Consider the following 26,006-nt stretch of genomic DNA (forward strand, 5'->3'; position numbering starts at 1 on the left):
CGGCCTACTGCGAGATGACTCACGTTACCGCTGGGTAACCTTCGCGTAGGCTGCACTGCATGACCGAGCAGAGCGAGGTCATCAGGCAGCAGACCGGGGAGGCCAACTTGATGGGCAGCGTCCAGATCGTCACCACGATCCTCGCGGCCGCCATCACCGCTGTGGCGGTGTGGCTTGCGGTGCGTGCGGTCCTGAAGATGGTGGCAGTCATCCGGCTCGGGCAACCCGCGCCGGAGCGGTTCTCCGACAAGGTCGCCCGCGCCAGGACGATGCTGGTGGAGACGGCCGGCCACACCCGGATGCTCAAGTGGGGCGTGGTGGGCGCCGCGCACTGGTTCGTGATGGTCGGCTTCGTCGTGCTGTCGCTGCTGGTGCTCGAGGCGTACTTCGAGGTGGGCACCACCGACGGCGGTCTGCCGATCATCGGCCACTGGACGATCTTCGGTCTGGTCACCGAGATCATCGGGGTGCTGAGTCTGGTCGGCATCCTGGTGCTGATGGCGATCCGGCTGCGCAACAGGCCGACCCGCCCGGGCGGGCGGTCCCGGTTCACCGGCTCGACAATGTGGCAGGGCTACTTCGTCGAGTGGATCGTGCTGCTGGTCCTGATCTTCGGCTTCGTGATCCGGGGCTTCAAGGTCGCCACCGACCACTTCGAGTTCCCGTTCTGGGCCACCCCGGTCAGCCACGCTGTCGGTGCGGTGCTGCCCGACTGGGAGGACGGCGTCAGCGTCGCCGCGGCCATCAAGATCATCATTTCGATGACGTGGCTGATCGTCATCTCCCTGAACGTCACGATGGGCGTCGCCTGGCACCGCTTCCTGGCGTTCCCCAACATCTTCTTCAAGCGCGAGCCGGCCAAACCGGCCGGCTCCGGTCTCGGCGCGCTGCGCCCGATGACGAGCCAGGGCAAGCCGCTCGACTTCGAGGAGGCGGACCCGGAGAAGGACCAGTTCGGCGTCGCCCACGTCGAGCAGTTCAGCTGGAAGGGCCTGCTGGACTTCAGCACCTGCACCGAGTGCGGTCGCTGCCAGTCGCAGTGCCCGGCCTGGAACACCGGCAAGCCCCTGTCGCCCAAGCTGCTCATCCTGAGCCTGCGTGACCACGCGTACGCGAAGGCGCCCTATCTGCTGGCCGGCGGCGGCAAGGACCTGACCGGCGAGGAGAAGGCCACCCAGGCGCAGCTCGCCCACCTGGACGTGCTGGCCCTCGCCGAGGCCGACAAGCCGTTGATCGGCACCGCCGAGGAGGGCGGTGTCATCGACCCGGACGTGCTCTGGTCCTGCACCACCTGCGGCGCCTGCGTCGAGCAGTGCCCGGTGGACATCGAACACGTCGACCACATCGTCGACATGCGCCGCTACCAGGTGCTGATCGAGTCGAGCTTCCCTTCCGAGGCCGGCGTGATGCTGCGCAACCTGGAGAACAAGGGCAACCCGTGGGGTGCCCCGCAGAACACCCGCGAGGACTGGACCAAGGGCCTGGACTTCGAGGTGCCCCGGGTCGGCGAGGTGGACGACTTCGAGTACCTGTTCTGGGTCGGCTGCGCCGGCGCGTTCGAGGACCGGGCCAAGAAGACCACCCGCGCGGTGGCCACGCTGCTCAACGAGGCGGGCGTGACGTTCGCGATCCTGGGCGAGGGCGAGACCTGCTCCGGCGACCCGGCACGACGGATCGGCAACGAGTTCGTCTTCCAGATGCTCGCCCAGCAGAACGTGGAGACGCTGAACGAGGCGTTCGAGGGCCGGGACAAGGCCAAGCGCAAGATCGTCGCGACCTGCCCGCACTGCTTCAACACCCTGGGCAACGAGTACGGGCAGCTCGGTGGCGAGTTCGAGGTGGTCCACCACACCCAACTGCTCGCGCACCTGGTCGCCACCGGCAAGCTCACGCCGGTGCAGCCGGTCGACGGCGGCGTCACCTACCACGACCCCTGCTACCTGGGTCGGCACAACCGCGTCTTCGCGGCCCCCCGGGAGGTCCTCGGCGACGCCATCGATGGCGACCTGACAGAGATGCCGCGGAACAGCGAACGCTCCTTCTGCTGCGGTGCTGGCGGCGCCCGGATGTGGATGGAGGAGAAGATCGGCAAGCGGATCAACGTGGACCGCGTCGAGGAAGCCATGGCCACCGGGGCGAAGACGGTAGCGGTCGGCTGCCCGTTCTGCTCGACCATGCTCAGCGACGGGGTCAACGGCAAGGGTGCCGGCGAACAGGTCGAGGTGATCGACGTGGCCAGCGTGCTGCTCCGCTCGATCAAGCCCGAGCAGCCGCAGGGCGGCAAGGAGACCGCGCCGATCGGCGGCTGAGACGCGTACTCCTGGGATTTGTTCATCGACGGCGGCGGCCCCTGAGGGCCGCCGCCGTCGTGCAAGAATCTCGCCGAGGTGAGGCGACATCGACGGCCTACTCTTGACGACGCTGTTGCCCCTGGTCGGCTTCGTAGCCCTGACCGCGGGCAACGCGTTCTTCGTCGCGGCCGAGTTCGCCCTGGTCACCGTCGACCGGGCGGAGATCGACCGGCGGGCCGCCGCGGGCGACCAGGCCGCCCTGACGGTACGCACAGCGTTGCGCGAACTCTCCTTCCAGCTCTCCGGGGCGCAGCTCGGCATCACCATCACCGCGCTGCTCACCGGCTACCTGGCCGAGCCGGCCCTGGCCCGGCTCTTCACCCCGTTGCTGCGCCCGCTGGCGGGAGACAGCACCGAGCGGCTCACCCCGTTCATCGCGTTGGGCCTGGCCACGCTGATCTCCATGCTCTTCGGCGAGTTGGTGCCGAAGAACGCGGCGCTGGCTCGGCCCATGCCGGCGGCGCTGGCCACGGCCGGCCCGATGCACACCTTCTCCCGGACGTTCGGCTGGGTGATCCGGGGGTTGAACGGCTCGGCGAACCGACTGGTCCGCGCGCTCGGCGTGGAGCCGCAGGAGGAGTTGGCAAGTGCCCGCTCGCCGGAGGAGTTGGGCCTGCTGGCGGGCATCTCGGCGCGGGCCGGCGCGCTGCCCACCGACACCGCGATGTTGCTGCGTCGCACCATCCGCTTCGGTGACAAGCGGGCCGCGGAGGCGATGACCCCCAGGGTGGACGTGGTCGCGCTGCGCGCCACAGCCACCGTGGCGGAGCTGCTGGAGGCGTCGCGGCGGACCGGGCGGACCCGGTTTCCCGTGTACGAGGAGACCCTGGACCTGGTGACCGGCGTGGCCGGTGTGCCCGACGCGCTGGGTGTCCCGCTGGCCGACCGGGCGTCGACCCGGGTCGGCTCGGTGGCCCGCGAGCCGGTGTACGTGCCGGAGAGCCTGAACCTGGACGGTGTCCTGGCCGCGCTGAAGGAGGCCGGGGCCGACCTGGCCATCGTGGTCGACGAGTACGGCGGCACTGACGGCGTGGTGACCGTCGAGGACCTCGTCGAGGAACTGGTCGGAGAGATCGCCGACGAGTTCGACCCGGCGAGCGTGGACGACAACGGGTCGGCCGAGCTGACAGTGCCGGGCGGTGAGCGCACGGTGCTGGTCGACGGTGTGCTCCGCTCCGACGAGTTGGCCGAGCAGACCGGCTTCCGGCTGCCCGAGGGGCCGTACGAGACCCTGGCCGGGTTCCTGATGGCCCAACTCGGGCACATCCCGCTCGCTGGCGAGACGGTCGAGACGGACGGCTGGGAGTTCACAGTGGTCGAGGTGGAGCGGCACCGGATCGAGCAGGTCCGGGTGTTGCGCCCGGCGGATCCGGACGACGATGACTGAGCTGATCGTGACGGTGCTGTTGCTGCTCGGCAACGGGTTCTTCGTGGGCAGCGAGTTCGCGCTCATCGCGTCCCGCCGGACGGTGATCGAGCCGCTGGCCGCCGGGTCGAAACGCGCCCGTTGGGCGTTGTCGGCGATGAACCAGATCCCCCTGATGATCGCTGGCGCGCAGCTCGGCATCACGGTCTGCTCGTTGGGTCTGGGCGCGATCGCCGAACCGGCGCTGGCTCACCTGCTGGAGCCGCCGTTCCACGCGGCCGGGCTACCGGAGCGGGCGGTGCACCCGGTGGCGTTCGTGCTGGCGCTGGGCGTGGTGGTCTTTCTGCACACGGTCGTCGGTGAAATGGTGCCGAAGAACATCACGCTTGCCGGTCCGGAGGTCTCCGCGCTCTGGCTCGGCCCGGCGATGCTGGCATTCTGTGTGGCCACCAAACCGTTGTTGCTCGCGATGAAATGGGCGGCCCGGCGGGTGCTCGCGTTCTGGCGAATCGAGGCCTCCGAGGCGGTGAAGACGGTGTTCACCGCCGAGGAGTTGGCCGGGTTGGTTTCCCAGGCGCGGACCGAGGGGCTGCTCGACGCGGAGCAGCACGCGCGGATCACGGGCGCGCTGGCCCTGCACGCCCGGACGGCTGCGGACGCGCTGCAACCGTGGTCGACGGTGGTGACGGTGGCCGAGGACGTCTCGCCGGCGTCACTGGAGGTGCTGGCGACCCGGACCGGCCGGTCCCGGTTCCCGGTGGTGCAGCGGTCGACCCGTCGGGTGCTCGGTTTTGTGCACGTCAAGGACGTGCTCGGGTACGCCGGGCAGGGCCGCCGGTCGCCGGTGCCAGCCGACGTCTACCGGCCGCTGGCGGTGGTGCCGCCGGACCGTACGCTGGCCGACCTGCTGCTGGCGATGCGTCGCGAACGGCGGCACATGGTGCTGGTCAGCGACGGGCGACGGCCACTCGGTGTGGTCACCCTTGACGATGTATTGACCGCAATCGTTGGGTGATGAGCCAATACCCTTGGTGTGCAAGCGGTTGCACGACAGTGATGGTGACCGCCCTCGCCTTGATTACCGCCCCGAGCTTCCCTAATGTGGGGCACCGACCGCTGTGGGTCGTCTGCCTCGGCCCTTCCCTCACGCGAGGCGCCCGGCGGTCGGTTGCAAAGGAGTCGGTGCCGGTGGCAACCATGCCCCCTCATCGTCACGACCTGAATGCGTCTGCTCGCTCTGGTGGCCTGCGTCGCGTCGCGCACCGGGTGCTGATCCTGGTCGCTGCCGCGGCGGTCGGCGCCGGTCTGCTGACCGCGCCGGCACATGCCGCGCCCACGGTCGACGAGATCGAGGCGCAGATCGACAAGAAGTGGGAGCAGTTGGAGCCCACCATCGAGCAGTACAACAAGGTCCGGGCGCAGTTGAAGGTCAACCGGCAGAAGTCGGCGAACCTGCAGAAGAAGATCGAGCCGCTGGCGCTGCAGAGCGAGTTGGCGCTCAACCGGGTCGGCGACCTCGCCTCCCGCTACTACATCTCGGGCCCGTCGCACGACATCGGCGCGCTGCTGGTCAGCGCCAAGCCGGACACGCTCACCGAGCAGCTCACCATCCTCGACCGGCTCGCTTCGCAGGAGCGCAAGGAGGTCGAGGGTGTGCTGGCCGTGCGGGCCAAGTACGACGGCGAGAAGCAGAAGCTGGACGCGCTGATCGTCACCCAGACCAAGCAGCAGAACGAGCTGGCGGCCAAGAAGAAGCAGATCGACGCCGAGATCAAGCAGCTCGAGGCGTCGATGCCCAAGACCACGGTCAAGACCGCGGCCTGCCCGACCATCAACGGCGTGGTCAGCGAGGCGGCACGCACCGCTATCAAGACCGCCTGCGGCAAGGTCGGCAAGCCGTACGTCTGGGGCGCCACCGGGCCGAACTCGTTCGACTGCTCGGGGCTGACCCAGTACGCCTACAAGGCGGCCGGGATCTACCTCACCCACCACACCGGTGACCAGTGGAACGAGGGCAAGGCCATCTCGCGAGGTGACGCCCGCCCCGGTGACCTGGTCTTCTTCTTCTCCGGCCTGAGTCACGTCGGGCTCTATCTGGGCAACAACACAATGGTGCACGCGCCACGTGCCGGTAAGCCGGTGCAGGTGTCCAGCATCAACACAATGCCGGTCGCCGGGTTCCGCAGACCTGGCTGATCCACCTCACGCGACACGAAGGCCCCCGGTCACCGACCGGGGGCCTTCGTGGTTCTCAGCGGGGCGCGCCGACCGGGGACGGCAGGAGCTGCACGTCGGCGAGGTCGACGTACATGATCCGGTGACCGAACTGGATCTGCGCGTACCGGTTCTTGCCGCGAATCACCGTCCAGTCGCCGGACGAGGAGCCGTCGAACGTGCTGGCCCGGTAGTACTCGCCGGCCAGCACCGCGCCGACGGCGTACCGCTGCCCGGCGGCCAGGGTGTATTGCAGCGGCGAGATCGCCTGGTAGGGCACCCCTTCCGGGTACGCGGACTGCTCCGGGTACGCCCGTCCGTAGACCGGAACTGTGGTCCGTCCGGGCTTCGGCGTGGCCACGATGCCGACGGTCCAGCTGGCGGTCGGCGCGGACGCCGGGTTGTGGAACCAGGCCCGCTGCCCGAGGTACCAGATCGCCGTCCAGTCGCCCTGCCGTCCGGCCAGCGCGTACGTCTGCCCGGCTGACGCCCGGGCCCCGTGGTCCGACACGGCCATCGTGTTCGGGCTGCCGTCAGGGCGGAGCGCGATGTCGTTGACCAGCGGCGCGTCCGCGGACGGTGCGCTGCGCAGCACCACAGCGGAGGAGCCGCGTGGCGCGCAGGGCACGCCCGGGGTGACGCAGTCGGTGAACGCCGGCTGGTTGGTGACGTAGTCCGGATCGATCCGGACCATTCCGGTGGCCGGGGTGCCGGTGTCCAGTCGAGGCGCGTGCAGCAGGTCGAAGTAGTGCGTCCAGTCCCAGTACGGGCCCGGATCCCAGTGCATTCCCCGCACGGTCGAGGGGATGGTGCCGGGCACGTTGTCGTGACCGATGATGTGTTGCCGGTCCAGTGGGATGCCCAGCCGCAGCGCCAGGTGCCGGACCAGCTTCGCCGAGGTCCGGTACATCGCCTCGGTGTACCAGGTGCCCTGCGCCGCGAAGCCCTCGTGTTCCAACCCGATCGACTTCGCGTTGACGTACCAGTTGCCGGCGTGCCAGCCGACGTCCTTGGTCTTCACGTGCTGGGCGATGTGCCCGTCGACCGAGCGCAGCGAGTAGTGCCAGCTCACGTAGGTCGGGTCCTGGACCAGTTGCAGGGTGGTGGCCCAACTCGCCTCGGTGTCGTGGATGACTATGTACTCGATCTTCTGCCGCGTGGGCCGGTCGGAGAGGTCGTGGTTGCCGTAGTCCCCGTCGCCGAACGCCTCGTAGGGCGCCGGGATCCACTCGCAGGAGATGGTGCGCGGGCACTCCACCCCGTCCGGGCGGGCCAGGCGGCGCAGACCCAGCCGGTCCAGCCAGGAACGCTCCGGCCGTACCGCGCGGGCCAGCAGGGTGATCCGCTGGCCGTCGTCGGTCACCCGGGCCTCGCCCGCGCCGATGGTGGTGAAGACCTCGTCGGCGAAGGCCGCGGCGGCGTCGGCGCTGTCCGCGCCCGAGTAGCGGGCCACCGCGCCGTACCAGGCCGCCGGGTCGGTGTCCGCGCCGACCGGCGCGCCCAGATCCCTCTGGTACGCGCTCAGCAGCGCGGCCCCACCCCGGATGTTGAGGCCCGCGTCGGTGCGCAGTGCCTCGGGAGTGGCGCCGGTCAGCGTGGCGGCGGCGTCGACGGTCTGCAACGCGGCGGTGGACGGCGCGGGTGCCTCGACCGGTCGGGGCGCGGGCACTCGGGCGGGACGGGAGTCGTCGCCGCGTGGGTCCTCGACGCCGGCGTCGTGGTGGCCGCGCCCGGGTAGGGCGGCCACGTGCCGCGCGTCGGTCAGGTGCATCGGACCGTAGCCGCCACTGGTGCTCGGCGTGCCGGCGTTGGTGTCCCAACGGGACTGCAGGTAGGAGACGCCGAGCAGCACGACGGCCGGCACGCCGTACTCGAGGGCCGCTGCGGCGTACTGCTGCTGGCGGTCGGTGCTGGGCGCGGCGGCGGCCGGGCCGACGGAGAGTGGCACGGTGGTCGCGGCGGCAACCACTGTGGCGGCGAGCAGCGCGCGCCAGCCGGTCGACAGGGTTGGATGGTGCATCGAACCCCCTAGATTCTCGCGGAGTGAGGTCAGGTCACCATCGCGCCGTCCGGGAGGTCACGTCAATACCTTTCTATCTATCGAAGTGGATGGAAAGAATTCTTCACACACTGTCGGTGACGTCGTCCAATCCGTACGGAGTGTCACCGCCGCACGGGTTGCGGATCGGTAACAGGCGTCTCTACTCTGGTCATTTGTCGGCCCGACAGCAGCTCCGCCCAACCTGGGCGGTAACGGACCGACACCGCCGAGTCGTTTCCGAGCGAACCGGGGACCCAGGTCCCTCGGGGTGAATCCGCAGCCATTGCGGTAGGGCGCCGACTTCCCGCCCGAACCCGTCAGCTAACCCGGTAGGCGGTCAGGAAGAAGGAGTACGGAACCCCGGTGGCACTCCATGCCCCGCGGCCGTCGTCCGAGCGGTCGGCATCAGCCGGCCCGGCGTCGATAGTGCCGCGCCCACGCTGGTCCCGCTTCACCACCGCACTCGCCGCGCTGGCCGGCATCGCCGTCGTTCTGACCGGCAGTGCCACTGCGGCCCACGCCGACCCGTCCGTCGCCGAGATCGAGCGCCAGATCGACGCCGACTGGAACAAGCTCGAACCGATCATCGAACGGCACAACGCCACCCGCATCGACCTCGCCGCGAAGCGCAAGCAGGCAGACGCGCTGGCCGCCCGGATCACTCCGCTCGAGCGCCAGGTCGACGCCGCTATGAACAAGGTCAGCGCCCTGGCCGTACGCGCCTACAAGGGTGAGAACGTCTCGACAGTCAACGCCGTGCTGGGCAGCCGGTCGCCCAGCGAGGTGGTCGGCCAGCTCGAAATGCTCGACCGCTTCGCGCACAACCAGCAGAAGGACGTACGCCAGGTGGCCGACCTGCGCGACCAGTTGGCCGCGCAGAAGGCGCCACTGGACGAGATGGTGGCCCAGCTGACCCGCACGGAAGCTCAGCTGGCGGCGAAGAAGAAGCAGATCAACGACGAGATCGACCGCCTGCAGAAGCTGCGCCTCAAGGTGTACGGCAGCGGCGGCGGCGGTCCGCTGCGCCCGGCGCCCTGCCCGGGCAGCTACCCCGGAGGCGGCGCGGGCACCGCTGTCAAGTTCGCCTGCGCGCAGATCGGCAAGCCCTACGTCTGGGGTGCCGAGGGCCCGAACTCGTACGACTGCTCAGGGCTGATGCTGGCCGCCTGGGCGAAGGCCGGCGTGTCGCTGCCGCACAACGCCGCCGCGCAGAGCCGGGTGACCAAGAACGTCAGCAAGGGCGACCTGCGCCCCGGCGACCTGGTCTTCTACTACAGCGACATCCACCACGTCGGCATGTACGTCGGCGGCGGCTGGGTGGTGCACGCCTCGCAGGCCGGTCAGCCGGTCAAGATGAAGAAGGTCGACGACGGCCCGATCCACAGCTACGGCCGTCCAGGCTGACAGTGAGTCATCGAAGGGCCCGTCGCGATTCCGTCGCGGCGGGCCCTCGTCGTCTCGGTCCTGGCTGCTGAACCTCAGCGTGTTGGCCAGGTGCGCCAGTGCTGCCAGGCGCGGCTGGGTGTCGGCCCCCGCTGGCCCTGGTAGCGCGACCCGTAGACCACCGAGCCGTACGGGTGCTCAGCCGGCGAGGAGAGCCGGAAGATGCAGAGCTGCCCAATCTTCATGCCCGGCCAGAGGGTGATCGGCAGGTTCGCCACGTTCGAGAGTTCCAGCGTCACGTGACCGGAGAAGCCCGGGTCGATGAAGCCGGCGGTGGAGTGCGTGAGCAGGCCGAGCCGGCCCAGGGAGCTCTTGCCCTCAAGTCGGCCGGCGAGCTGGTCGCCCAGCGAGATGACCTCCAGCGTCGAGGCGAGCACGAACTCCCCCGGGTGCAGCACGAACGGCTCGCCGTCGGGGACCTCGACCGCCGAGGTCAGGTCGTCCTGCTGCATCGCGGGATCGATGTGGGTGTAGAGGTGGTTGTTGAAGACCCGGAACAGCCGGTCGAGTCGGACGTCGATGCTGGACGGTTGGACCAGGGTGGGCTCGAACGGCTCCAAGCCCAGCGTGCCGGCCTTGATCTCGGAGACCAGGTCGCGGTCGGAGAGCAGCATCGGACCACCATAGCCGCGTTGCCAAAAGTGGCCGGATTCGGTGCCGGTGACCAGCGCGTCGAGGTCGCTGCTCGTACATTTGTTCGATAGAATGCCCACATGGCTTCCTGGTCCGAATTCGCCGCCGACGAGCCCCGACTCGCCGACGGGATCCGCGTTCTCCTCCAGCAATACGGGCCGGGCTTCGGCTATCTGGCCACGGTCCGTGCCGACGGCGGGCCCCGCGTCCATCCGGTCTCTCCGGTCATCACCGCCGAGGGGCTGTTCTGCTTCATCATCGACTCGCCCAAGCGCCGCGACCTCGAACGTGACGGCCGTTACGCGCTGCACTCGTTCCCTGCCGAGGAGAGCGACGACGAGGCGTACGTGGCGGGGCACGCCCGTCCGGTGACCGATCCGATCCGGGTGGCGCAGTTGGCGCAGAGCGCCCGGGCCGAGCCGCAGGTCGACTGGCGGCTCTTCGAGTTCACAGTCGACGTGGCCATGCTCACCCGCCGCGAGCAGCACATCGCGGGCATTCCGGGCCTCGCACCGAGTCGGCCGGCCGTTCGGGTCTGGCTCGACCCAAACGCCCCGTTGGCGGTGGCAGCGCCCCTCGCCGTCCCGCAGGCGCGCCCGACCCGCCTCAGCCGTGACGTCCAGTGCACTGCCGCCTGACCACCGCCGGCAGATCACCGGTGCCGGCTCCGTCGTAACGGAGTCGGCACCGGGTCGTACGCACCGGCCCGGCACCCTGCCGCCCGCGGTGATCAACTCGACTTCAAGGAAGTCGCGGTGTCCCAGCGCTCCGGATGCCCCGACTTCCGGAAAGCCGAGTGGATCAACCCCGTACGGAGGGGTACGCGGACACCTGCGGCCGGCGGGGGTACCTGGGTGCACGGGCTCGACGACTCGGGTACAGTGGTGCCGCTTGCGGGTGTAGTTCAATGGCAGAACATCAGCTTCCCAAGCTGACAGTGCGGGTTCGATTCCCGTCACCCGCTCCACTGCGAAGGCCCTGCCCAGGACGTGAGTCCCGGCCAGGGCCTTCGACGTTCACGGTCAAACGATCAGGCGCGTGTCATCAGCCGCTGCTTTTCCAGGTCGTCAAGTCCCCTCGAAGCCCCGGTACGTTCCGGACTCGTCGGCGGCGTCGGCGAACTCGGCGAAGTCCATGTTGGCGATGGTGAGGTTGGCCGAGACGTCCGGATACCAGCGGGGCGGCACGTGGAAGGTGCGACCGGGCTCGCGGCTTAGGTCGACGGCGAGCAGCGGGCGTTCGACGTCGATCATCGTGGCCGCGTCGGCCACGAACAGGTAAGGGAGCCAGTCTTCATCACTGATGGGGGCGTTCGCGTCGATCAGCTGCTTGACGGTCGCCTTGCTGTAGGCGGGATCGTCGACGAAGGTCGCGCTGTAGTAGCAGTCCCACCGGCGAAACTCTTCCTTGACGGCCTCCCACGTGCTGTCGTCGGTGAAGTCGGTCCGGAGCACAAGCGATGCGAGGTCGTCGGGTTGCGGCAGAGGGGGCACGACGAAGATCCTCCACCCCGCCAGGCCCTATCGGTAGTCGGCGAAGATGCGACGTTGCACGCCGTCGACGGTGACCGGGCCGCCGTGGGGGAGAACCCACTGTGGTCTGGTGTGGCCGAACGGAACCCCGACGCAGATGACCGCCTCGGGGTTGTAGCGGGTCACCACGTCGACGACAGTGTCGCGCTGCTGCTCGCGAAGTCGCGCACGATCCTCGGCCGGGGGTCGACGGGTGTGGTCGGAGACCGGCGGACGGGCGACCAGGACCGCGTCGACGGCGCTGAGAAGACCGCGTTCACCCAGTGACCGGACGATCCAGCCAACCTCGCGGGCGGGGAGAAGCTCCTCCGACGTCTCGATGATCAACACTCCGCCGTGCAGGACCTCCGGCGGAAACGGGAAGCGTCCCGCCGTCAGGATCCACTGGATGACTTCCAGGCAGCCACCCCAGGTGGGGCCGGTGACCGCGCGGGACGGCCCGTGCCAGCTCCACGGCTCCGTCGGTTCGCGCTCGCCGAACGACTTCAACGCCTGGGGATCTGCCCAGTCGATGCCGACGTCCTCGGACTCACCCGGGTCGGTGATCTCCAGTCGTTCCCCGGTGAGCAACGCCGCTCGCAGTGACCGGACGTGGATGTCGTCGACGGCAGGCCCGGGGCCGAGGTGCACCTGGGAGGACCCGCCGTAGAAGCTGGCGATGCCGAGGCCCCAGAGCCAGTGGTGCAGGTTGGTGTTGTCGCTGGTGCCGAGGAACGGCTTCGGGTCGGCTCGGGCCAGGTCGGCGTCCAAGTGGGGGATGACGGTGATCTGGTCGTCGCCGCCGACGACGGCGAGAATGCCGCGTACCTGGGGGTCCGCGAAGGCGGCGTTGATGTCCGCCGCCCGCGCTGCCGCGCTCGCGCCCACCTGGCGGGTGGTGGGGTATTCGACCGGAACGAGGCCGGTCAGGTCGGCGAGCCGTCGCATGGCCTGCTCGTGGATCCCGGGATAGGCACCGGCCGCGGCGAAGGACGGTGAGAGGACCGCGAGGTGGTCCCCCGGGCGTGCCTTCCGAGGACTAACAAGCTCATGCTCCATGTCGAGATCCAACAGGTGCGTGAGCCCGTACGCATCTCAATTCGAGGGCTGTGGACGCGCACGCCCGAGGCGTTTCAGCACCAGCGTGTGACATGCGTAGATCGTTCTTTCGGCGGCGAAGTAGGGCTCGGCCGCCTCCAGTCGGGGCACCTCCACGCCCAGCCTGCGCCTCCGCCAGGGTGTCGCGACAGACCGCGCGCAGCTCCTCGGGGTTGGCGTGGGCCTCCATGACCAGGCGCATCGGCGGGAAGTGCCTGAACAGCCGGGCCATTGCCGGTGCTGCCAGCCAGACGGGCGCGGTGAACGGAAGTAGCTCGCCGCGGTGCCGCCGCAGATCGACGCCGCGAGCCTCGACGGGCCGCAGGAGTTCGCGGGTGGCAAGGATCGCTTCGCGTACGTTGCCGGGCGTCAGCTTGGACAACGAGCCCAGCTTCAGGCTCTGCGTGTGCGGGCCTGCGTTCTGAACGAAGTGGATCGACAGCCAGCCACGGAAGTCGGAGTTAACGTGGCCCTGTGTCGATCCAACAGCTGCGCTCAGGTGGAAGCCCGGAACTCCTGATGGCGTCGCAGGAGTTCCCGTAGTGCGTTGATCTCGGCAGCCAGTGCGGCCTGCCCCTGCTCGGTGATCCTGATCCAGGTCTTGGGCCGGCGGCCGTGGTAGCCCCGTTCGATCTGGATCAGGTCGGCCTCCTCCAGCACGGCGAGGTGTCGGGAGAGGTTGCCGGCGGTGAGTTCGAGGGCGTCGCGCAGGTAGGCGACCTCCACCCGTTCGGCCTCCGCCGCGATGGTGAGGATGCCGAGCCGGTTGCGTTGGTGGACGGTGTCGCTGAGCCCGTTCGTCGGGTGACCGCCGTTGCCGGTGCCGGCGGCCTCTGCGTTGCTGCTCACGCCGGCCTCTTGATCGTGTTGAGGAGGGCGATGCCGCCGCCGACGAGCAGGATCGGTGCGGGCAGCAGGGCCGCCAGTAGGAAGCTGTGGCGGTTCAGGTCCCCGGGCTGGAAGTTGGCGGTCTGGAAGTAGATGTTCACGAGGACGACCGCCGCGGCGTAGACCACGGCCACGACCGTCAGGCCACGACTGCGTTCCAGTCGAGCCAGGACCAGTAGCCCCACCGCGATGACCAGGTGCGGGATCATTCCGCGATCGGAGATGCCCAGCAGCGGTGTGGTCACCCAGCCGGTCGCGTTCGAGATCACCGTCGCCGTGTTGAGCAACAGGTACCGCAGCACGATCGGCAGCACGAGCCCGACGAGGGTGCCCACGATGCCGGCGATGACGTACGGCCGAGCCGGTGTCTGGACGCCCACCCGCACACCATGCCACCGGTACCACCAGAGGCTGAGCAGGTAGCCGCCGATGAGCGCCGCCAGCCAGTACCAGCCGAGGGTCGCCGAGCGTTCGAGGAAGTCCCCGCCGAGGCCGGTCAGTGCGGGGTTGTCCTGCCCGACACGCATGCCGAGCGGATCGGTCGACTCGACGTACAGGGGTGCGGCTGCCGCCGTCAGGAGGCCGAGCAGCAGCAGCGGCAGCCAGTAGGCGTTGCGGACGGCCCGGGTACGCCGCTGGAGGGCGGTCACCGAGGCCAGCAGCTCTCCGGGTGTGCTGCCGCTGTTCGGCGCGGTGCTCGATCGGTCCGTCACTGTGACCTCCAGGCTGCTGCGCGGATCTGCACTGCCAATAGGTTTGCATCGCAAATCATTCTGCGCAAGTGTTCCAGCGAAGTGACGACATCCGCGGGGATCGACCGTGGTAGTTCCTGCCGGGCCTCGGCAGCGGCTAGGGTCCGGCTTGGAGGTGGTCCGTGTTCACCGAAGCCTTTCCGATCGTGACGACACCTGACCTGCCACGACTGATCGCGTTCTACCGGGACGTGGTCGGCTTCGAGCTGACCTACCAGTTCCCGGACGAGGGCGCCCCGGAGTTCGTCGCCCTGCGGCTGGGCAGCAGCGAACTCGGCCTGGCCGCCAACCCGGAGGCTGGCGGGCCGGCCGACTCGCACCGCTGGGAGTTGTGCGTCTACGCCGACGACTGCGACGCCGCAGTGGGCGCGCTGCGTACGGGTGGGGCGACAGTCACCGAGGAGCCGGTCGACCAGCCCTGGGGCGAGCGGTCCGCCCGGGTCACCGACCCCGACGGCAACCGGTTGCTGGTGCTGGCCCGGCTCTAGACGACGGTGCCGGGGAGGAGGGCGGTCATCGCCTCCAGAACAGCAGATGGGTGACTCCGCTGGGGCTGGGCACCGACTCGAGGTGGAAGCGGTCCAGCAGTTCGTCAGGGCTGTCCCACAGCCGCTCGCCCCGGTGTAGGTCGACGGGCGCCACGGCGATGTGCATCGTGTCGACCAGGTCGGCCTCGATGAACTCGCGAATGGTGGCCACCCCACCGCCGAGGCGTACGTCCCGACCGTCGGCTGCCTGCGTCGCCTCGGCCAGCGCCTCGGCCGGGCTGACATCGCGGAAGTGGAACGTGGTGTCGGAAAGGCTGAACGACGGGCGCAGGTGGTGGGTGAGCACGAAGACCGGCGTGTGGAACGGCGGGTTGTCCCCCCACCAGCCCTGCCACTCGTGATCCTTCCAGGGGCCGCGCTGCGGGCCGAACTTGTTGCGACCCATGATCTCCGCGCCGATGTTGCACTCGGCGTCGCGGGTCAGGTAGTCGTCCAGGCCACGAGTGCCGCCCGGCTCGGTGCGATACACGAAGCTGGCGGTGGCGGCACGCCAGGAGAACAGCGGGGTGGGGTCCGCGTGACCAAAGGGCCGTTCCAGGCTCTGCCCCTCTCCGGTCCCGAACCCGTCGCGCGAAACGTTGAAGCACTGCACCCGCAACAGTTGCGGCATGGTGTGTCGTCCTTCCTTCGATGGGCCGTGATTCAGTTCGCGGTCACCGTCGGGCCATCGCCGCGGCCCCGGTCGTCGAGCACGAGCGGGGCGCGACCGCGCACCGCGTACCGGATGTGGGTCACCTGCGGGGTGACAAGGACGCGGGTCGGCGTCAGCTCGACACCCCCCGCCCCGGTGCCGCTCCCCGAGGGGTCGGAGTCGAACGCGATGTCCCTACCGGGAAGAAGTGTGACGCGTGCCACTCTCGGGCTCGATCAGGTACCACGTCCCGGCGTGTTCCGGGTCGCGTGACCAGCGCATCCGGGCCCGTTCCTCCGGGCGAGGGCTCCAGTCCCGGTAGGGCGCGAGGGCCACCCGCCAGACGATCACCGCGAAGAAGTACAGGCCCGGGCCGACCAGCCAGAGCAGGGCGTCGCGCCGCCGATAGGAGGCGTACGGCGCGAGCCACGCGGTCGCCGCCATGGGCACCGCGACCGCGCTGAGGTCGGCCACCGGCCCGCGACCGAACCGAGACTCGATCAGCTCGCGGAGGATGAGCGACGGAATCATCACCCCGACCAGCAAAGCCCCCGTGCGGACCATGCGGAGCCGGTGGGTCCGGCCACCCGGGGATACGCGGGCAGCAGTTCCTTCGGTGGGCATCCCCGGAGAGTACGGGTTTGTCGCAACGAAGCCCGACCCTCGCAAGCGTGATGCCGAGGGCGGATGTTCGGCCCGACTAGGGTGGCGATCATGCGGATTGGCATCGTGATCCTGCCGGACCAGCGGTGGGCGGAGTCGCAGCGTCGCTGGCGGCAGGTCGACGAGTGGGGCTTCGACCACGCCTGGACGTACGACCACCTGGGTTGGCGTGACCTGGTCGACGGCCCGTGGTTCGACTCGATGGCCACGCTGACCGCGGCCGCCACGGTGACCTCGCGGATTCGACTGGGCACCCTCGTGGCGTCACCGAACTTCCGGCACCCGGCCGCGTTCGCCAGGCAGATCACCACTGTGGACGACGTCTCCGCCGGCCGGCTGCTGCTCGGCCTCGGCGCGGGCGGCATCGGCTTCGACTCGGCGGTGCTGGGTGGTGAGACGCTGCCGCCGCGTCAGCGGGTCGACCGGTTCGCCGAGTTCACCGAGTTGTTGGACCTGATCCTGCGGGAGGACGGCACCACCTGGCGTGGCGACTGGTTCGCCGCGGTGGATGCCCGCAACAACCCCGGCTGCGTGCAGCAGCCTCGGGTGCCGTTCGTGGTGGCCGCCAACGGGCCACGGTCGATGCGGTTGGTGGCCCGCTTCGGGCAGGGTTGGGTGACCACCGGCACCGGTGACGACAACGACCTGGCGGGTTGGTGGGCCAGTGTGTCGGCGCTGTCCGCGCGGATGGACCGGACCCTGGACGAGGCCGGCCGCGACCCGGCCAGCCTGGACCGCTACCTCTCGCTGGACGCGGCGCCGGTCTTCTCGCTCAGCAGCGCACAGTTCTTCGCCGATCAGGTCGGCCGGGCCGCCGAGTTGGGCTTCACCGACGTGGTGACGCACTGGCCGCGCGCCAGCAGTTGGTACGCCGGTGACGAGGCCATCCTGGTGGACGTGGCGACGCGGTTGCTGCCACTACTACAGGGCTGAGGCCGCCACACCGAGCCGGCTGGGGCGGTCGGTCAGGTGCCGAGGTCGCCGCTGGCCACACCGCCCTCGCCGCCGGAAACCAGGCGGAAGCGCAGGCAGACGATCGGGGTGTCGCCGTCGACCGGGGTGCCGAGCCGCGCCCAGTAGGTCGAGTGCCCGGCCCGCCACTCCTCGATCGAGCGGTCACCCTCGCCCTCGGCGTGGGCGAAGTCCCAGGGCACGTCGGCGAAGCGGACCACCTCGACTCCGGTGATCTCCACGACGCCGGCCAGTGCGTTGTCGTCGTCGACAAGGGCCAGACGTTCGCCGACGTGCTCCAACTCCTCGCCTTCTTCCGCGTACTCGGCGAGCCGGCCGGCCGTCGCGGTCTTCACACCCGCCAGCACCAGAGTGTTGAGGGTCGACCGCAACTCGCCGGGGGTGCCGAGGGCGAGGGCGCGTAGTTCACCGATCCGAGGCCACATCCTGCCGAGGCTAGGCCAGCGCGGGCCGGGCCGCCGCCGCAATACCCGTCGCCCCGCTCAGATCAGTTGGCCGGCGTAGCCGGGTGCGGTGAGGAGCCGCTCGTCAGCGCTCGTCGCGTACGCGTCGAGGATCGCGTCGGCGAGCTTGACCACGTGCTCGTCGCCGTGGCGGGCCGCGCGGGCGAAGACCTCCGACGGCGGCGCGGGGGTCACTGTCGGGGGCGCGATGCCGGTGGCCGGGGCGTACACGGAGGTCATGGCCGCCGTCGCGGCCCAGGCCGCGGCGAAGCTCGGCGCCCACAGACCCCGGTCGAGTGCGGGCAGGGTACGCAGCACGGCGGTCGGCGCGGTGACCGCGTGCACCAGCATGACCGGCGCTGCGTGCCCGAAGCGCAGGTAGTCCAGGCCGGCCCGGTGCACCAGCGTGGTGAGCCCACGCTCCGCCTCGGCCGGGCTCCGCGCGGGGCGCAGCGTCGCGAGTGCCGGCTCCCATCGGGGTACGCCCGGCAGCTGGTCCAGCCGATCCCGGACGCCGCCGGTCTGGTCGTCGATCCGGGGCAGCCCGGCCAGCGCGGCCGCCACGTCGATGTCGTCGGCGCCCGGCTGGTCCGGGTCGCCGGTGAACAGCCGGTCGGTGCCGGGGATCGGCTGCCAACGGGCCGCCCAGTAGCCGAGGGCCTGACCCAACTCGGTGAGCCGCTGTCGGTTCTCGTCGTCCGGGTCGAGCGCGCGTACGGCGTGCCCGACCCGGATCACACCGTGCGTGGCGCCGGCGGCGATGCCCGGCAGTAGCCGGGGCCACCAGGTGCCGAGCACCGCACGCCACTGGTGTTCGCGCAGTTGCCTGTCGAAGTAGGCCAGCCAGTCACCGGCGCGCCTCGGATCGCCCAGCGCTGACCGCCAGTCGTCGATCGGGTTCAGCCCTCGGGGCACCTCGTCGAGGCGGCCGAGGTAGTCGTCGAGCCAACGGTGCACCCGGTGCGGGTGCCCGTGTCGGACCAACGCCTCGACGGCCATCGGCCCGTGGTTGGACAGCCAGCCCTGATATTCGGGGCCGGTGCGGTGCAGCCGCTCGTACGCCTCGTCGAGAATCCCGTCACTCATCCGTCGATCGTCGGTGCTCAACCTCGCTTCAGGTCAAGCGGGCAGATCCGTGGCGTCGATCAGGCCGGTGATCCGTAGGTCGGAAGCGACCTCGGGCGGGCAGTCCACGGCCACCACCGCGGTGCCGAGCACCTCGGCGCCCCGTGCGGCGCAGATGTCGTAGAGGGCGCGTAGCTGCGCGCCGGTGCGCACCCAGTCGTCCACCACCAGCACCCGGTCGTCGGGGCCGAGGTGTCGGTCCCGTACGGCGAGGTCGACCCGTCGGCCCCGGTAGTCCGGTGGGCTCTGCGCCCAGGTGAGTGGCCCTGCCGGCAGTCGCCCGTCACCGGGCTTGTGGGCGGCCACGAAGCCGACCCCGAGGGCGGTGGCGGCCAACGGCCCGAGCAGCAGCCCGGTGACGGCCGGCGCGAGCACCACGGTGGGCCGGGCGGCCCGGTACGGCGCCACCAGGGCCGGCCCCAGCTCGGCCAGCACCGTCGGGTCCCGCCACCAACCGGAGATGTCGCTGACCAGGTGACTGGTGTCCGGGCCGGGGTCGATCCACTGGAACAGGGCGGCCAGGCGTTCGGTCAGATCGGCGGGCATCCGCTCATCCTGCGGCACGGGGGGTGGGCGTGGCGGCACCCGGGCCACCCGGCCCATCCCGGGTCGGATGATCGGCTACACGTACCTGTGCAAATACGGTCATAGCACCATGATCACGTTGACTTCGGAAGTGCTTCTCTCGTTACGGTCCGACCCGGTTTGTTCAGACGACGAAAGGACCGGGCCGGTGGCAGGCAAGCACTCCCGTACCCGCATCTTCTCCTCCCCGGCGGGCATCGTGGCCACCGCGGCGGTCGGCGTCGCCCTCGCCGTCGGAGGCACTGTAGGTGCCGTTCAGTTGGTCTCCGGCCCCGACCAGTCGGGGCAGGTGGCTCTCGACCTCACCCCGACCACCGCCGCGAGCAGCCTCACCCCCACCAGCGCCCCGGCCGTCACCCCGAGTGTCAGCGCCTCGCCCAGCGTGACCGCCAGCCCGTCGGCGACCCGGTCGCAGCAGGCCGCCTCTCGGAACAAGGAGCGCACCGCGTCGCCGAAGCCGAAGCCGACGGCCAAGAAGACCACGGCTGCGGCGAAGGTGCTGGACAGCGGCTCGTGCGGCGCCTCGTTCTACTCCGACGGGCAGCTCACCGCCAACGGCGAGTCGTTCAACCCCGACGCGTTGACCGCCGCGCACAAGACACTGCCGTTCAACACCAAGGTCCGGGTAACCAACCCGGCCAACGGCAAGTCGGTGACGGTGCGGATCAACGACCGCGGCCCGTTCATCGACGGCCGCTGCCTGGACCTCTCCCGGGCCGCCTTCGCCAGCATCGCCTCGGTCGACGTGGGCGCGCTCACCGTCCGCTACGAGGTCCTCGGCTGAGTGGGATCGGCGACGCCGATTCGGCCGGCCGACTGGGCCGGCCGGACAGAACCTCCTCGGACGACGGGTCAGGTTCATTCACCGGTTCACGTGGATCAGGCAAACTGTCCCTCGTACCCACGCGACTCCTCCAGTCGGGCCGTCGCCCGCTGAGCCCCGGATCCCGCGCCGGCCTCGGCGCGGCCCTCGTTCTGCTCGCGATCGTCTCGGCGGTGGAGGCGGCGGACGGCCGCAAGGTGCACTACGTCGCGCTCCTGGCGGCCGCGCCGGTTCTCGCCGCCGCCCTGGCGTCCTGGCTGGTGGTCCTGGGAGTGGGCGTCGCGGCGACGCTGATCGGCGCCGGTTTCGCGCTGATCGCGCCGAAGGTCTCGTTGGCCACCTCGGTCAGCGTTGTCGCGGTCGCGCTCGTCACCGGGATGGCCGTGGCGGTGGCCTGGGTTCGCCAGCGGCAGGCCGAGCGGATCGTGGAGCTGACCAAACTCGCCTCGGTGGCCCAGCAGGCGGTGTTGCGCCCGCTCGGGCCGCAGGTCGGCACGCTCTCGGTCGCGGGACGCTACATCTCCTCCACCGCGACGGCCGAGATCGGCGGCGACCTGTACGAGGCAATCGACACGCCCTACGGCGTCCGCATGATCATCGGTGACGTGCGGGGCAAGGGCCTGGACGCGGTCCGGCTGGCCAGCATCGTCCTCGGTTCCTACCGGCACGTGGCGTACGAGCGGGCCGACCTGCGGGCCGTCGTCGCCGACCTGGACCGCGCGGTGGCCCGCAACGTCGGCGACGAGGACTTCGTCACGGCGGCACTGGTCGAGGAGCGTGGCGGCACCCTCACGATCGTCAACTGCGGGCATCCGCCACCGCTGCTGCTACGCCGGGGTGCGGTGATCCCACTGGAACCACCGGCCCCGGCGCCTCCGCTCGGGTTCATGCCGGTGGTCCGCCCCCGGGTCGAACGCCTGGAGCCCGGGGACCGGCTGCTGCTGTTCACCGACGGTCTCGGCGAGGCGCGGCGGGACGGCGAGTTCTTCCCGACCGCCGACCGGGCCTGGCGACTGCTCGGCCATGGCACTGTCGCCGACGGGCTGGCATCGCTGGAGACCGCCCTGGTCGAGTGGGTGCACGGTCGGCTCGACGACGACATCGCGCTGGTCCTGATGGAGTACGTGGGAGCCCGTACCGGCGCGGCCGTAGCCGTCCCGAGCTGGGAGGTCGGCGCCGCCGAGAGCTGAGCCGGCCGACAGCGCCCGCAGGTGTGTAATCGCCGTCACTTGGGTGATCCGCTTGTCGCTGCCTACCCGCGAGTAATACAGTCGGGGTTACTGATCGGTAACACCTGTCCGGAAGCGGGGCCAGCGAGCATGACCCACTACAAGAGCAACCTCCGGGATCTCGAGTTCAACCTGTTCGAGGTCTTCGGGGCGGACCGGGCGTTCGGCCAGGAGCCGTACTCGGATCTCGACACCGACACCGCCCGCAGCTTCCTCGCTGAGGTCGACCGCCTCGCCCGCGAGGATCTGGCCGCCAGCTACACGGACAGTGACCGCAATCCGCCGGTCTTCGACCCGGCGACGCACACCGCGCCGCTGCCGGAGTCGTTCAAGAAGTCCTACCAGGCATTCATGGACTCCGAGTTCTGGCGCCTGGACCTGCCGCCGGCGCTGGGCGGCACCAACGCGCCGCGCGCCCTCTGGTGGGCGCTCGCCGAGCTGGTGCTCGGCTCGAACGCGCCGGTCTGGATGTACGCCTCCGGCCCGTCCTTCGCGCACGTACTGCACGTCGAGGGTAACGAGCGGCAGAAGAAGTGGGCCAGGCTCTTCATCGACAAGCAGTGGGGCTCCACGATGGTCCTCACCGAGCCGGATGCCGGCTCGGACGTGGGCGCGGGGCGCACCCGGGCGATCCAGCAGCCCGACGGCACCTGGCACATCGAGGGCGTGAAGCGCTTCATCACCTCGGGTGAGCACGACCTGAGCGACAACATCGTGCACTACGTGCTGGCGCGTCCGGTCGGCGTGGAGGGTGCCGGTGGCCCCGGCACGAAGGGCCTGTCGCTCTTCGTGGTGCCGAAGTTCCACTTCGACGAGACCACCGGCGAGCTTGGCGAGCGCAACGGCGTCTACGCCACGAACGTCGAGCACAAGATGGGCCTGAAGGTTTCCAACACCTGCGAGGTGACCTTCGGCGAGCACGGCGTACCGGCCAAGGGCTGGCTGCTGGGCGACAAGCACGACGGCATCCGGCAGATGTTCATGATCATCGAGTACGCCCGGATGATGGTCGGCACCAAGGCCATCGCCACCCTCTCCACCGGCTACCTCAACGCCCTCGAGTACGCGAAGAACCGCGTGCAGGGTGCCGACCTGATCCAGCAGGCGGACAAGACCGCCCCCCGGGTCACCATCACCCACCACCCGGACGTGCGCCGCTCGCTGCTGCTGCAGAAGTCGTACGCCGAGGGTCTTCGCGCTCTGGTCCTCTACACCGCCACCTGGCAGGACAAGGTCGCGCTGGCCGAGGCTGCCGGGGACGAGAAGGCCACCAAGCTGGCCAAGCGGGTCAACGACCTGCTGCTGCCGCTGGTCAAGGGCGTCGGTTCGGAGCGGGCGTACGAGATGCTCGGGCACGAGGCCCTGCAGACCTTCGGCGGCTCCGGGTTCCTCCAGGACTACCCGCTGGAGCAGTACGTCCGCGACGCCAAGATCGACACCCTGTACGAGGGCACCACCGCCATCCAGAGCCTCGACCTGATCTTCCGCAAGATCGTTCGGGACAACGGCAAGGCGCTGCTCGCGGTCTCCGGCGAGATCCAGGAGTTCATCTCCTCCGAGGCGGGCAACGGCCAGCTCAAGGAGGAGCGGCAGGCGCTGGGCAGGGCGCTGGCCGAGATCCAGAACATCCTCGGCGTGCTGACCGGCTGGCTGGGCGAGGCGCAGGGCGGCGACACCCGCGCGCTCTACAAGGTCGGGCTGAGCAGCCGGCGGTTCCTGCTGGCGATCGGCGACCTGGTGGTCGGCTGGCTGCTCCAGCGGCAGGCCGAGGTGGCACTGAAGGCCCTCGCGGGCGAGGTCTCCGCCAGCGACAAGGCGTTCTACACCGGCAAGGTGGCCGCTGCCCGCTTCTTCGCCCGTGAGGTGCTGCCCCGCATCGGCGCCGACCGGCGGATCATCGAGGGTGCCGACCTCGACATCATGGACCTCCCGGAGGAGGCCTTCTAGGTCTTGTGCTGGGTCGCACCACCCGGCACCTGCCACGGCCGGTGGGGCTTCTGCCCCGCCGGCCGTCGCCGTCTCCGCCCGGCGGCGGCACGTATTGGCCTAGCCCGGTCGGGTATGCCGCTGGCGTGGCGGGTAACCGTCGCGTGACCTCGAAAGGGAACGCCCAGAGCCACCGCACGGGGGAGTGCAGCGCACATGGGTGTAGGAAGCGGCATTTTTCTCATCGCCATCGGCGCGATCCTGACCTTCGCGCTGAGGGCCAACGTCTGGTGGATCGACGTACGCGCGGTCGGCTGGGTGTTCATCCTGGCCGGGCTGGCCGTACTGCTGACCACTGTCTGGTTCTGGCAGGACCGGCGCAAGCGGGCTCGAACCCTCATCGTGGAGGAGAACCGGCTGTCTCATCCGACGGCGATGATGCCGCCACCGCCGGACCCGCCGCCACCAACGGCGCCGCCGTCCTGATCCCCGCACAACGCGTACCCCTGAGCCACCCGATCGGATCGGCGGGTGGCTCAGTCGCGCGCGGTGTGGCGAGCCGCGAGCGGCGCTCCCGCCCTACTCACTTCCGCCCAAGCGGCTGGGACCTGGTGCACTGCCAGCTCGGCGGTGCGCAAACCCCCGTCGTCCACTCCCTCGGGATCCAGGAGCGCCGAAAGCAGTGAGATGCCCGGATTGTGGGCAATGACCAGCGCTGTACGAGCCGCCGGGTCCACAGTGCGGACCAGCGACAACAACTCCTCGGGGTGCGCATCGTACGCACCCGGCTCATAACGGACGGTTGGCCGAGGACCGGTCGGGCCGCCCTCCGGCGGTGAACCGGTCATCCCCATCGCCACCCCGTGCCAGGTCTGCCGGGTGCGTCGGGCCGTCGAGCAGATCACCACGTCGGGCAGCAGCCCTTGGTGCGCCAACCAGGCCCCAGCCGCAGCCGCGTCGGCGTTTCCGCGTGCGCTCAGCGGCCGCTCCGCGTCGTCCGTCGCGTCGCTGCCCTGCTCGGCCTTCGCGTGCCGCAGCAACACCAGAGTCCGTGTGTCGGGGTCGACGTCCGTCATGCCCCCAGCTTGCCCGATTGGCGATCTCCGTGCCTGGGTAAGTCGATGGATGCCGCACCCCTACCGACGGCCGCGGCGCGACGTTAGAGCCGAGGAGCGAGACATGGGCATTGGTGGCAGCATCTTCTTGATCGCATTAGGCGCGATCTTCGCATTCGCAGTGGAGGCCGACCTGGGCTGGCTGGACCTGGCCGTGGTCGGCTGGGTGCTGATGCTCGCCGGCGTCGCCGGCCTGCTCACCACCCTCTACTTCTGGAACAGCCGCCGCCGCCCGGTGGTGGCCGCTCCGGTTCGCGAGGAGCGCGTGGTGGCCGACCGGGTCGTGCCGGTCCAGGACAACCAGGTCATGCAGGAGTACCGCGAGGTGCGTCGGCCGGGCCGACCGGTCTGATCCTCGCCCACACACTCCGGGGTCCCGCAGCGTCGCGGGGCCCCGGCTCGCGTCTGCGCCCGGTTCGCGTCTGCGCCCGGTTCGCGTCTGCGCCGGGACCGCCGGCGTCCCGCCACCCCTGCCAAGATCCGCACACTTTCAGGGAAGTTGCTGCCTGAGGGTGCGGCGAGGCAGCAGTTTCCCCGATGTTGCGCGGATCTTGAGGGCGGGCCCGATGCCGGGGCCCGCCCGGGAGCGGTGATCGGCCGAAGATCGCGCTCGATCCAGGAAATAGGGCTCTCGGGTGCCAGGGAGGCCACTACATCCTTGATCGAGCACGATCATGGCGGCCGCCGCCGTTGCGTTCGCGCCGAGCGGCGCTGCCGGGACCAGGAGGTCGGGCTGCGTTCGCGCCAGGGTGCGTTTATGCCGGGCTGCGTTCGCTGGGCCGCCTGTGCACCGGCCGTTTGGGCCGCGCCTGCGTCGTGGCCGTTCGGGTCGCGCCTGCGTCGTGGCCGTTCGGGTCGCGCCTGCGTCGTGGCCGTTCGGGTCGCGCCTGCGTCGTGGCCGTTCGGGTCAGGCGAACAGCGCGAAGTAGATCGCGATGTGGTGACAGAGCGCCGCCAGCAGCGTGCAGGCGTGGAAGAACTCATGGTGGCCGAAGACGGTCGGCCACGGGTTGGGTCGGCGCAACGCGTAGAAGACCGCGCCGACGCTGTAGATCGCGCCTCCGACGATCAGCAGCACCAGCGCTGCGACGCCGCCCCCGTGCAGGATCTCCGGCAGCATGGCGACCGCCACCCAGCCCAGCGCCAGGTAGAGCGGCGCGGACACCCAGCGCGGCGCATGCGGCCAGATCACCTTGACCGCCACGCCGGCCAGCGCGCCGCCCCAGACCAGGGCCAGCATCACGGTGGCCGGCCGGGGGGCGAGCAGCATCGCGCAGAGCGGTGTGTACGTGCCGGCGATGAACACGAAGATCATCGAGTGGTCCATCCGGCGCATCACCTGGTAGCCGCGCTCTGACCACACACGACGGTGGTACAGCGCGCTCGTGCCGAAGAGCCCGCAGACCGTCAGGCTGTAGATGAGGCAGCTCACCAGGGGTGCCCACCCCGGCCGGGTCGCGGCGATCGAGCAGAGCACGATGCCGCAGACCACGGCGACGAAGAAGGCGTACGTGTGTAGCCAGCCGCGCATCCGGGGCTTACCGATGTCGACCGGCTTCAGGCGAAGCGGGGCGGAGGTGGTCACCCAGTCAGGTTACGGCACCGTAGGTTACTTGTAAGTAGTGGCGTTGGTGACACCTGGCACCGTC

General features: G+C 70.0%; 27 protein-coding genes, 1 tRNA gene and 1 riboswitch. Of the genes, 14 read left to right on the top strand and 14 right to left on the bottom strand.

The genetic code is table 11. From position 1 onward, the window contains the following. Window positions 1-110: 110 nt before the first annotated feature. The 4 genes from OHB44_RS01365 to OHB44_RS01380 all read left to right on the top strand — a co-directional run bounded on the left by OHB44_RS01365 (window position 111) and on the right by OHB44_RS01380 (window position 5,913). Entirely contained in the window at window positions 111-2,309 is a 2,199-nt protein-coding gene (locus tag OHB44_RS01365) for a (Fe-S)-binding protein (RefSeq protein ID WP_238687705.1), read from the top strand. A 103-nt stretch (window positions 2,310-2,412) separates the two neighbouring features. After that, complete coding sequence (locus tag OHB44_RS01370; protein WP_330439418.1) at window positions 2,413-3,738, top strand: hemolysin family protein; 1,326 nt, start codon at window positions 2,413-2,415, stop codon at window positions 3,736-3,738. After that, on the top strand, window positions 3,731-4,732 hold the full coding sequence (locus tag OHB44_RS01375; RefSeq protein ID WP_330439419.1) for a hemolysin family protein: 1,002 nt from the start codon (window positions 3,731-3,733) through the stop codon (window positions 4,730-4,732). The genes OHB44_RS01370 and OHB44_RS01375 overlap by 8 nt, the downstream gene beginning before the upstream one ends. Before the next feature lie 167 nt (window positions 4,733-4,899). Then, a complete protein-coding gene (locus OHB44_RS01380) occupies window positions 4,900-5,913 on the top strand; it encodes a C40 family peptidase (protein ID WP_238685188.1) in 1,014 nt (337 codons plus the stop codon). A gap of 55 nt (window positions 5,914-5,968) precedes the next feature. Here the strand turns inward: OHB44_RS01380 and OHB44_RS01385 are convergent, their stop codons facing one another. Further along, the gene (locus tag OHB44_RS01385) at window positions 5,969-7,951 is read right to left on the bottom strand and encodes an N-acetylmuramoyl-L-alanine amidase (RefSeq protein WP_266304075.1); all 1,983 of its coding nucleotides are present in this window, start codon (window positions 7,949-7,951) and stop codon (window positions 5,969-5,971) included. 235 nt (window positions 7,952-8,186) lie between these two features. After that, a riboswitch (cyclic di-AMP (ydaO/yuaA leader) is annotated at window positions 8,187-8,322 on the top strand. A gap of 13 nt (window positions 8,323-8,335) precedes the next feature. On the opposite strand from OHB44_RS01385, the gene OHB44_RS01390 reads away from it, so the two are divergent. Then, entirely contained in the window at window positions 8,336-9,376 is a 1,041-nt protein-coding gene (locus OHB44_RS01390; protein WP_266304074.1) for a C40 family peptidase, read from the top strand. Between the two features lie 74 nt (window positions 9,377-9,450). On the opposite strand, the gene dcd is transcribed toward OHB44_RS01390, so the two are convergent. Further along, the gene (dcd, locus tag OHB44_RS01395) at window positions 9,451-10,029 is read right to left on the bottom strand and encodes a dCTP deaminase (RefSeq protein ID WP_030332009.1); all 579 of its coding nucleotides are present in this window, start codon (window positions 10,027-10,029) and stop codon (window positions 9,451-9,453) included. A 99-nt stretch (window positions 10,030-10,128) separates the two neighbouring features. Here dcd and OHB44_RS01400 point away from each other — a divergent pair, with 99 nt between their 5' ends. Both OHB44_RS01400 and OHB44_RS01405 read left to right on the top strand, forming a co-directional pair. Beyond that, window positions 10,129-10,686 (top strand): pyridoxamine 5'-phosphate oxidase family protein, encoded by a 558-nt coding sequence (locus OHB44_RS01400; RefSeq protein ID WP_238685191.1) that lies wholly within the window; start codon window positions 10,129-10,131, stop codon window positions 10,684-10,686. Between the two features lie 255 nt (window positions 10,687-10,941). Continuing rightward, window positions 10,942-11,015 (top strand) — tRNA-Gly (locus OHB44_RS01405). Between the two features lie 100 nt (window positions 11,016-11,115). On the opposite strand, the gene OHB44_RS01410 is transcribed toward OHB44_RS01405, so the two are convergent. The 4 genes from OHB44_RS01410 to OHB44_RS01425 form a co-directional block, all read right to left on the bottom strand. Continuing rightward, a complete protein-coding gene (locus tag OHB44_RS01410; RefSeq protein WP_238685212.1) occupies window positions 11,116-11,541 on the bottom strand; it encodes a DUF6924 domain-containing protein in 426 nt (141 codons plus the stop codon). 27 nt (window positions 11,542-11,568) lie between these two features. Then, complete coding sequence (locus OHB44_RS01415; protein WP_238685416.1) at window positions 11,569-12,507, bottom strand: LD-carboxypeptidase; 939 nt, start codon at window positions 12,505-12,507, stop codon at window positions 11,569-11,571. A 645-nt stretch (window positions 12,508-13,152) separates the two neighbouring features. Beyond that, window positions 13,153-13,506: a transcriptional regulator gene (locus tag OHB44_RS01420; RefSeq protein WP_238685213.1), complete on the bottom strand. Its 354-nt coding sequence runs from the start codon at window positions 13,504-13,506 to the stop codon at window positions 13,153-13,155. After that, window positions 13,503-14,258, bottom strand: coding sequence for a hypothetical protein (locus OHB44_RS01425; protein ID WP_330439420.1), 756 nt, complete (start codon window positions 14,256-14,258; stop codon window positions 13,503-13,505). The genes OHB44_RS01420 and OHB44_RS01425 overlap by 4 nt, the downstream gene beginning before the upstream one ends. A gap of 185 nt (window positions 14,259-14,443) precedes the next feature. Here OHB44_RS01425 and OHB44_RS01430 point away from each other — a divergent pair, with 185 nt between their 5' ends. Next, window positions 14,444-14,785 (top strand): VOC family protein, encoded by a 342-nt coding sequence (locus OHB44_RS01430; protein WP_238685215.1) that lies wholly within the window; start codon window positions 14,444-14,446, stop codon window positions 14,783-14,785. 25 nt (window positions 14,786-14,810) lie between these two features. Here OHB44_RS01430 and OHB44_RS01435 read toward each other — a convergent pair whose 3' ends face one another. The 3 genes from OHB44_RS01435 to OHB44_RS01445 are packed head-to-tail and all read right to left on the bottom strand — an operon-like array spanning window position 14,811 to window position 16,040. Continuing rightward, window positions 14,811-15,455 (bottom strand): dihydrofolate reductase family protein, encoded by a 645-nt coding sequence (locus OHB44_RS01435; protein WP_330439421.1) that lies wholly within the window; start codon window positions 15,453-15,455, stop codon window positions 14,811-14,813. Window positions 15,456-15,487: 32 nt separating this feature from the next. Then, on the bottom strand, window positions 15,488-15,700 hold the full coding sequence (locus OHB44_RS01440; protein ID WP_330439422.1) for a hypothetical protein: 213 nt from the start codon (window positions 15,698-15,700) through the stop codon (window positions 15,488-15,490). Continuing rightward, complete coding sequence (locus OHB44_RS01445; protein WP_330439423.1) at window positions 15,672-16,040, bottom strand: hypothetical protein; 369 nt, start codon at window positions 16,038-16,040, stop codon at window positions 15,672-15,674. Before OHB44_RS01445 ends, OHB44_RS01440 begins: the two co-directional genes overlap by 29 nt. A 123-nt stretch (window positions 16,041-16,163) precedes the next feature. Between OHB44_RS01445 and OHB44_RS01450 the strand changes: the two genes are divergently transcribed. Next, complete coding sequence (locus tag OHB44_RS01450) at window positions 16,164-17,072, top strand: LLM class flavin-dependent oxidoreductase (RefSeq protein WP_330439424.1); 909 nt, start codon at window positions 16,164-16,166, stop codon at window positions 17,070-17,072. A 32-nt stretch (window positions 17,073-17,104) separates the two neighbouring features. Here OHB44_RS01450 and OHB44_RS01455 read toward each other — a convergent pair whose 3' ends face one another. Genes OHB44_RS01455 through OHB44_RS01465 form a run of 3 tightly spaced genes read right to left on the bottom strand, consistent with a single transcriptional unit; the run spans window position 17,105 to window position 19,225 of the window. Continuing rightward, the gene (locus tag OHB44_RS01455; RefSeq protein WP_112700111.1) at window positions 17,105-17,536 is read right to left on the bottom strand and encodes an ASCH domain-containing protein; all 432 of its coding nucleotides are present in this window, start codon (window positions 17,534-17,536) and stop codon (window positions 17,105-17,107) included. Window positions 17,537-17,593: 57 nt separating this feature from the next. Continuing rightward, window positions 17,594-18,640, bottom strand: coding sequence for a questin oxidase family protein (locus tag OHB44_RS01460; RefSeq protein WP_330439425.1), 1,047 nt, complete (start codon window positions 18,638-18,640; stop codon window positions 17,594-17,596). Between the two features lie 33 nt (window positions 18,641-18,673). Beyond that, window positions 18,674-19,225, bottom strand: a complete 552-nt coding sequence (locus OHB44_RS01465) for a phosphoribosyltransferase family protein (RefSeq protein WP_330439426.1) — start codon at window positions 19,223-19,225, stop codon at window positions 18,674-18,676. Window positions 19,226-19,412: 187 nt separating this feature from the next. Here OHB44_RS01465 and OHB44_RS01470 point away from each other — a divergent pair, with 187 nt between their 5' ends. From OHB44_RS01470 to OHB44_RS01485, 4 genes are all read left to right on the top strand, one after another. Continuing rightward, window positions 19,413-20,048: a septal ring lytic transglycosylase RlpA family protein gene (locus tag OHB44_RS01470; RefSeq protein ID WP_238685221.1), complete on the top strand. Its 636-nt coding sequence runs from the start codon at window positions 19,413-19,415 to the stop codon at window positions 20,046-20,048. Between the two features lie 104 nt (window positions 20,049-20,152). Continuing rightward, window positions 20,153-21,277 carry a PP2C family protein-serine/threonine phosphatase gene (locus OHB44_RS01475; protein ID WP_330441166.1) on the top strand — a complete coding sequence of 375 codons (1,125 nt, stop codon included), beginning with the start codon at window positions 20,153-20,155 and terminating at the stop codon, window positions 21,275-21,277. A gap of 129 nt (window positions 21,278-21,406) precedes the next feature. Next, window positions 21,407-23,263, top strand: coding sequence for an acyl-CoA dehydrogenase (locus OHB44_RS01480; protein ID WP_330439427.1), 1,857 nt, complete (start codon window positions 21,407-21,409; stop codon window positions 23,261-23,263). Window positions 23,264-23,458: 195 nt separating this feature from the next. After that, entirely contained in the window at window positions 23,459-23,728 is a 270-nt protein-coding gene (locus OHB44_RS01485) for a DUF6458 family protein (RefSeq protein ID WP_030487564.1), read from the top strand. A 50-nt stretch (window positions 23,729-23,778) separates the two neighbouring features. Here the strand turns inward: OHB44_RS01485 and OHB44_RS01490 are convergent, their stop codons facing one another. Then, window positions 23,779-24,318 (bottom strand): SixA phosphatase family protein, encoded by a 540-nt coding sequence (locus OHB44_RS01490; RefSeq protein WP_330439428.1) that lies wholly within the window; start codon window positions 24,316-24,318, stop codon window positions 23,779-23,781. Between the two features lie 103 nt (window positions 24,319-24,421). Between OHB44_RS01490 and OHB44_RS01495 the strand changes: the two genes are divergently transcribed. Next, on the top strand, window positions 24,422-24,709 hold the full coding sequence (locus tag OHB44_RS01495) for a DUF6458 family protein (protein ID WP_238685224.1): 288 nt from the start codon (window positions 24,422-24,424) through the stop codon (window positions 24,707-24,709). Window positions 24,710-25,264: 555 nt separating this feature from the next. Here the strand turns inward: OHB44_RS01495 and trhA are convergent. Continuing rightward, window positions 25,265-25,942 (bottom strand): PAQR family membrane homeostasis protein TrhA, encoded by a 678-nt coding sequence (gene trhA / locus OHB44_RS01500; protein WP_112601190.1) that lies wholly within the window; start codon window positions 25,940-25,942, stop codon window positions 25,265-25,267. Window positions 25,943-26,006 lie beyond the last annotated feature (64 nt).

Origin of the sequence: Micromonospora sp. NBC_00821 (assembly GCF_036347035.1) — a bacterium.
GTDB lineage: Bacteria > Actinomycetota > Actinomycetes > Mycobacteriales > Micromonosporaceae > Micromonospora > Micromonospora hortensis.

Coding starts and splice junctions, on each gene's coding strand:
- OHB44_RS01365 (WP_238687705.1), top strand. CDS start 111: ATGGGCAGCGTCCAGATCGTCACCACGATCCTCGCGGCCGCCATCACC.
- OHB44_RS01375 (WP_330439419.1), top strand. CDS start 3,731: ATGACTGAGCTGATCGTGACGGTGCTGTTGCTGCTCGGCAACGGGTTC.
- OHB44_RS01385 (WP_266304075.1), bottom strand. CDS start 7,951: ATGCACCATCCAACCCTGTCGACCGGCTGGCGCGCGCTGCTCGCCGCC.
- dcd (WP_030332009.1), bottom strand. CDS start 10,029: ATGCTGCTCTCCGACCGCGACCTGGTCTCCGAGATCAAGGCCGGCACG.
- OHB44_RS01400 (WP_238685191.1), top strand. CDS start 10,129: ATGGCTTCCTGGTCCGAATTCGCCGCCGACGAGCCCCGACTCGCCGAC.
- OHB44_RS01415 (WP_238685416.1), bottom strand. CDS start 12,507: ATGCGACGGCTCGCCGACCTGACCGGCCTCGTTCCGGTCGAATACCCC.
- OHB44_RS01435 (WP_330439421.1), bottom strand. CDS start 15,455: ATGCCGCAACTGTTGCGGGTGCAGTGCTTCAACGTTTCGCGCGACGGG.
- OHB44_RS01445 (WP_330439423.1), bottom strand. CDS start 16,040: ATGGTCCGCACGGGGGCTTTGCTGGTCGGGGTGATGATTCCGTCGCTC.
- OHB44_RS01450 (WP_330439424.1), top strand. CDS start 16,164: ATGTTCGGCCCGACTAGGGTGGCGATCATGCGGATTGGCATCGTGATC.
- OHB44_RS01455 (WP_112700111.1), bottom strand. CDS start 17,536: ATGTGGCCTCGGATCGGTGAACTACGCGCCCTCGCCCTCGGCACCCCC.
- OHB44_RS01460 (WP_330439425.1), bottom strand. CDS start 18,640: ATGAGTGACGGGATTCTCGACGAGGCGTACGAGCGGCTGCACCGCACC.
- OHB44_RS01465 (WP_330439426.1), bottom strand. CDS start 19,225: ATGCCCGCCGATCTGACCGAACGCCTGGCCGCCCTGTTCCAGTGGATC.
- OHB44_RS01480 (WP_330439427.1), top strand. CDS start 21,407: ATGACCCACTACAAGAGCAACCTCCGGGATCTCGAGTTCAACCTGTTC.
- OHB44_RS01485 (WP_030487564.1), top strand. CDS start 23,459: ATGGGTGTAGGAAGCGGCATTTTTCTCATCGCCATCGGCGCGATCCTG.
- OHB44_RS01490 (WP_330439428.1), bottom strand. CDS start 24,318: ATGACGGACGTCGACCCCGACACACGGACTCTGGTGTTGCTGCGGCAC.
- OHB44_RS01495 (WP_238685224.1), top strand. CDS start 24,422: ATGGGCATTGGTGGCAGCATCTTCTTGATCGCATTAGGCGCGATCTTC.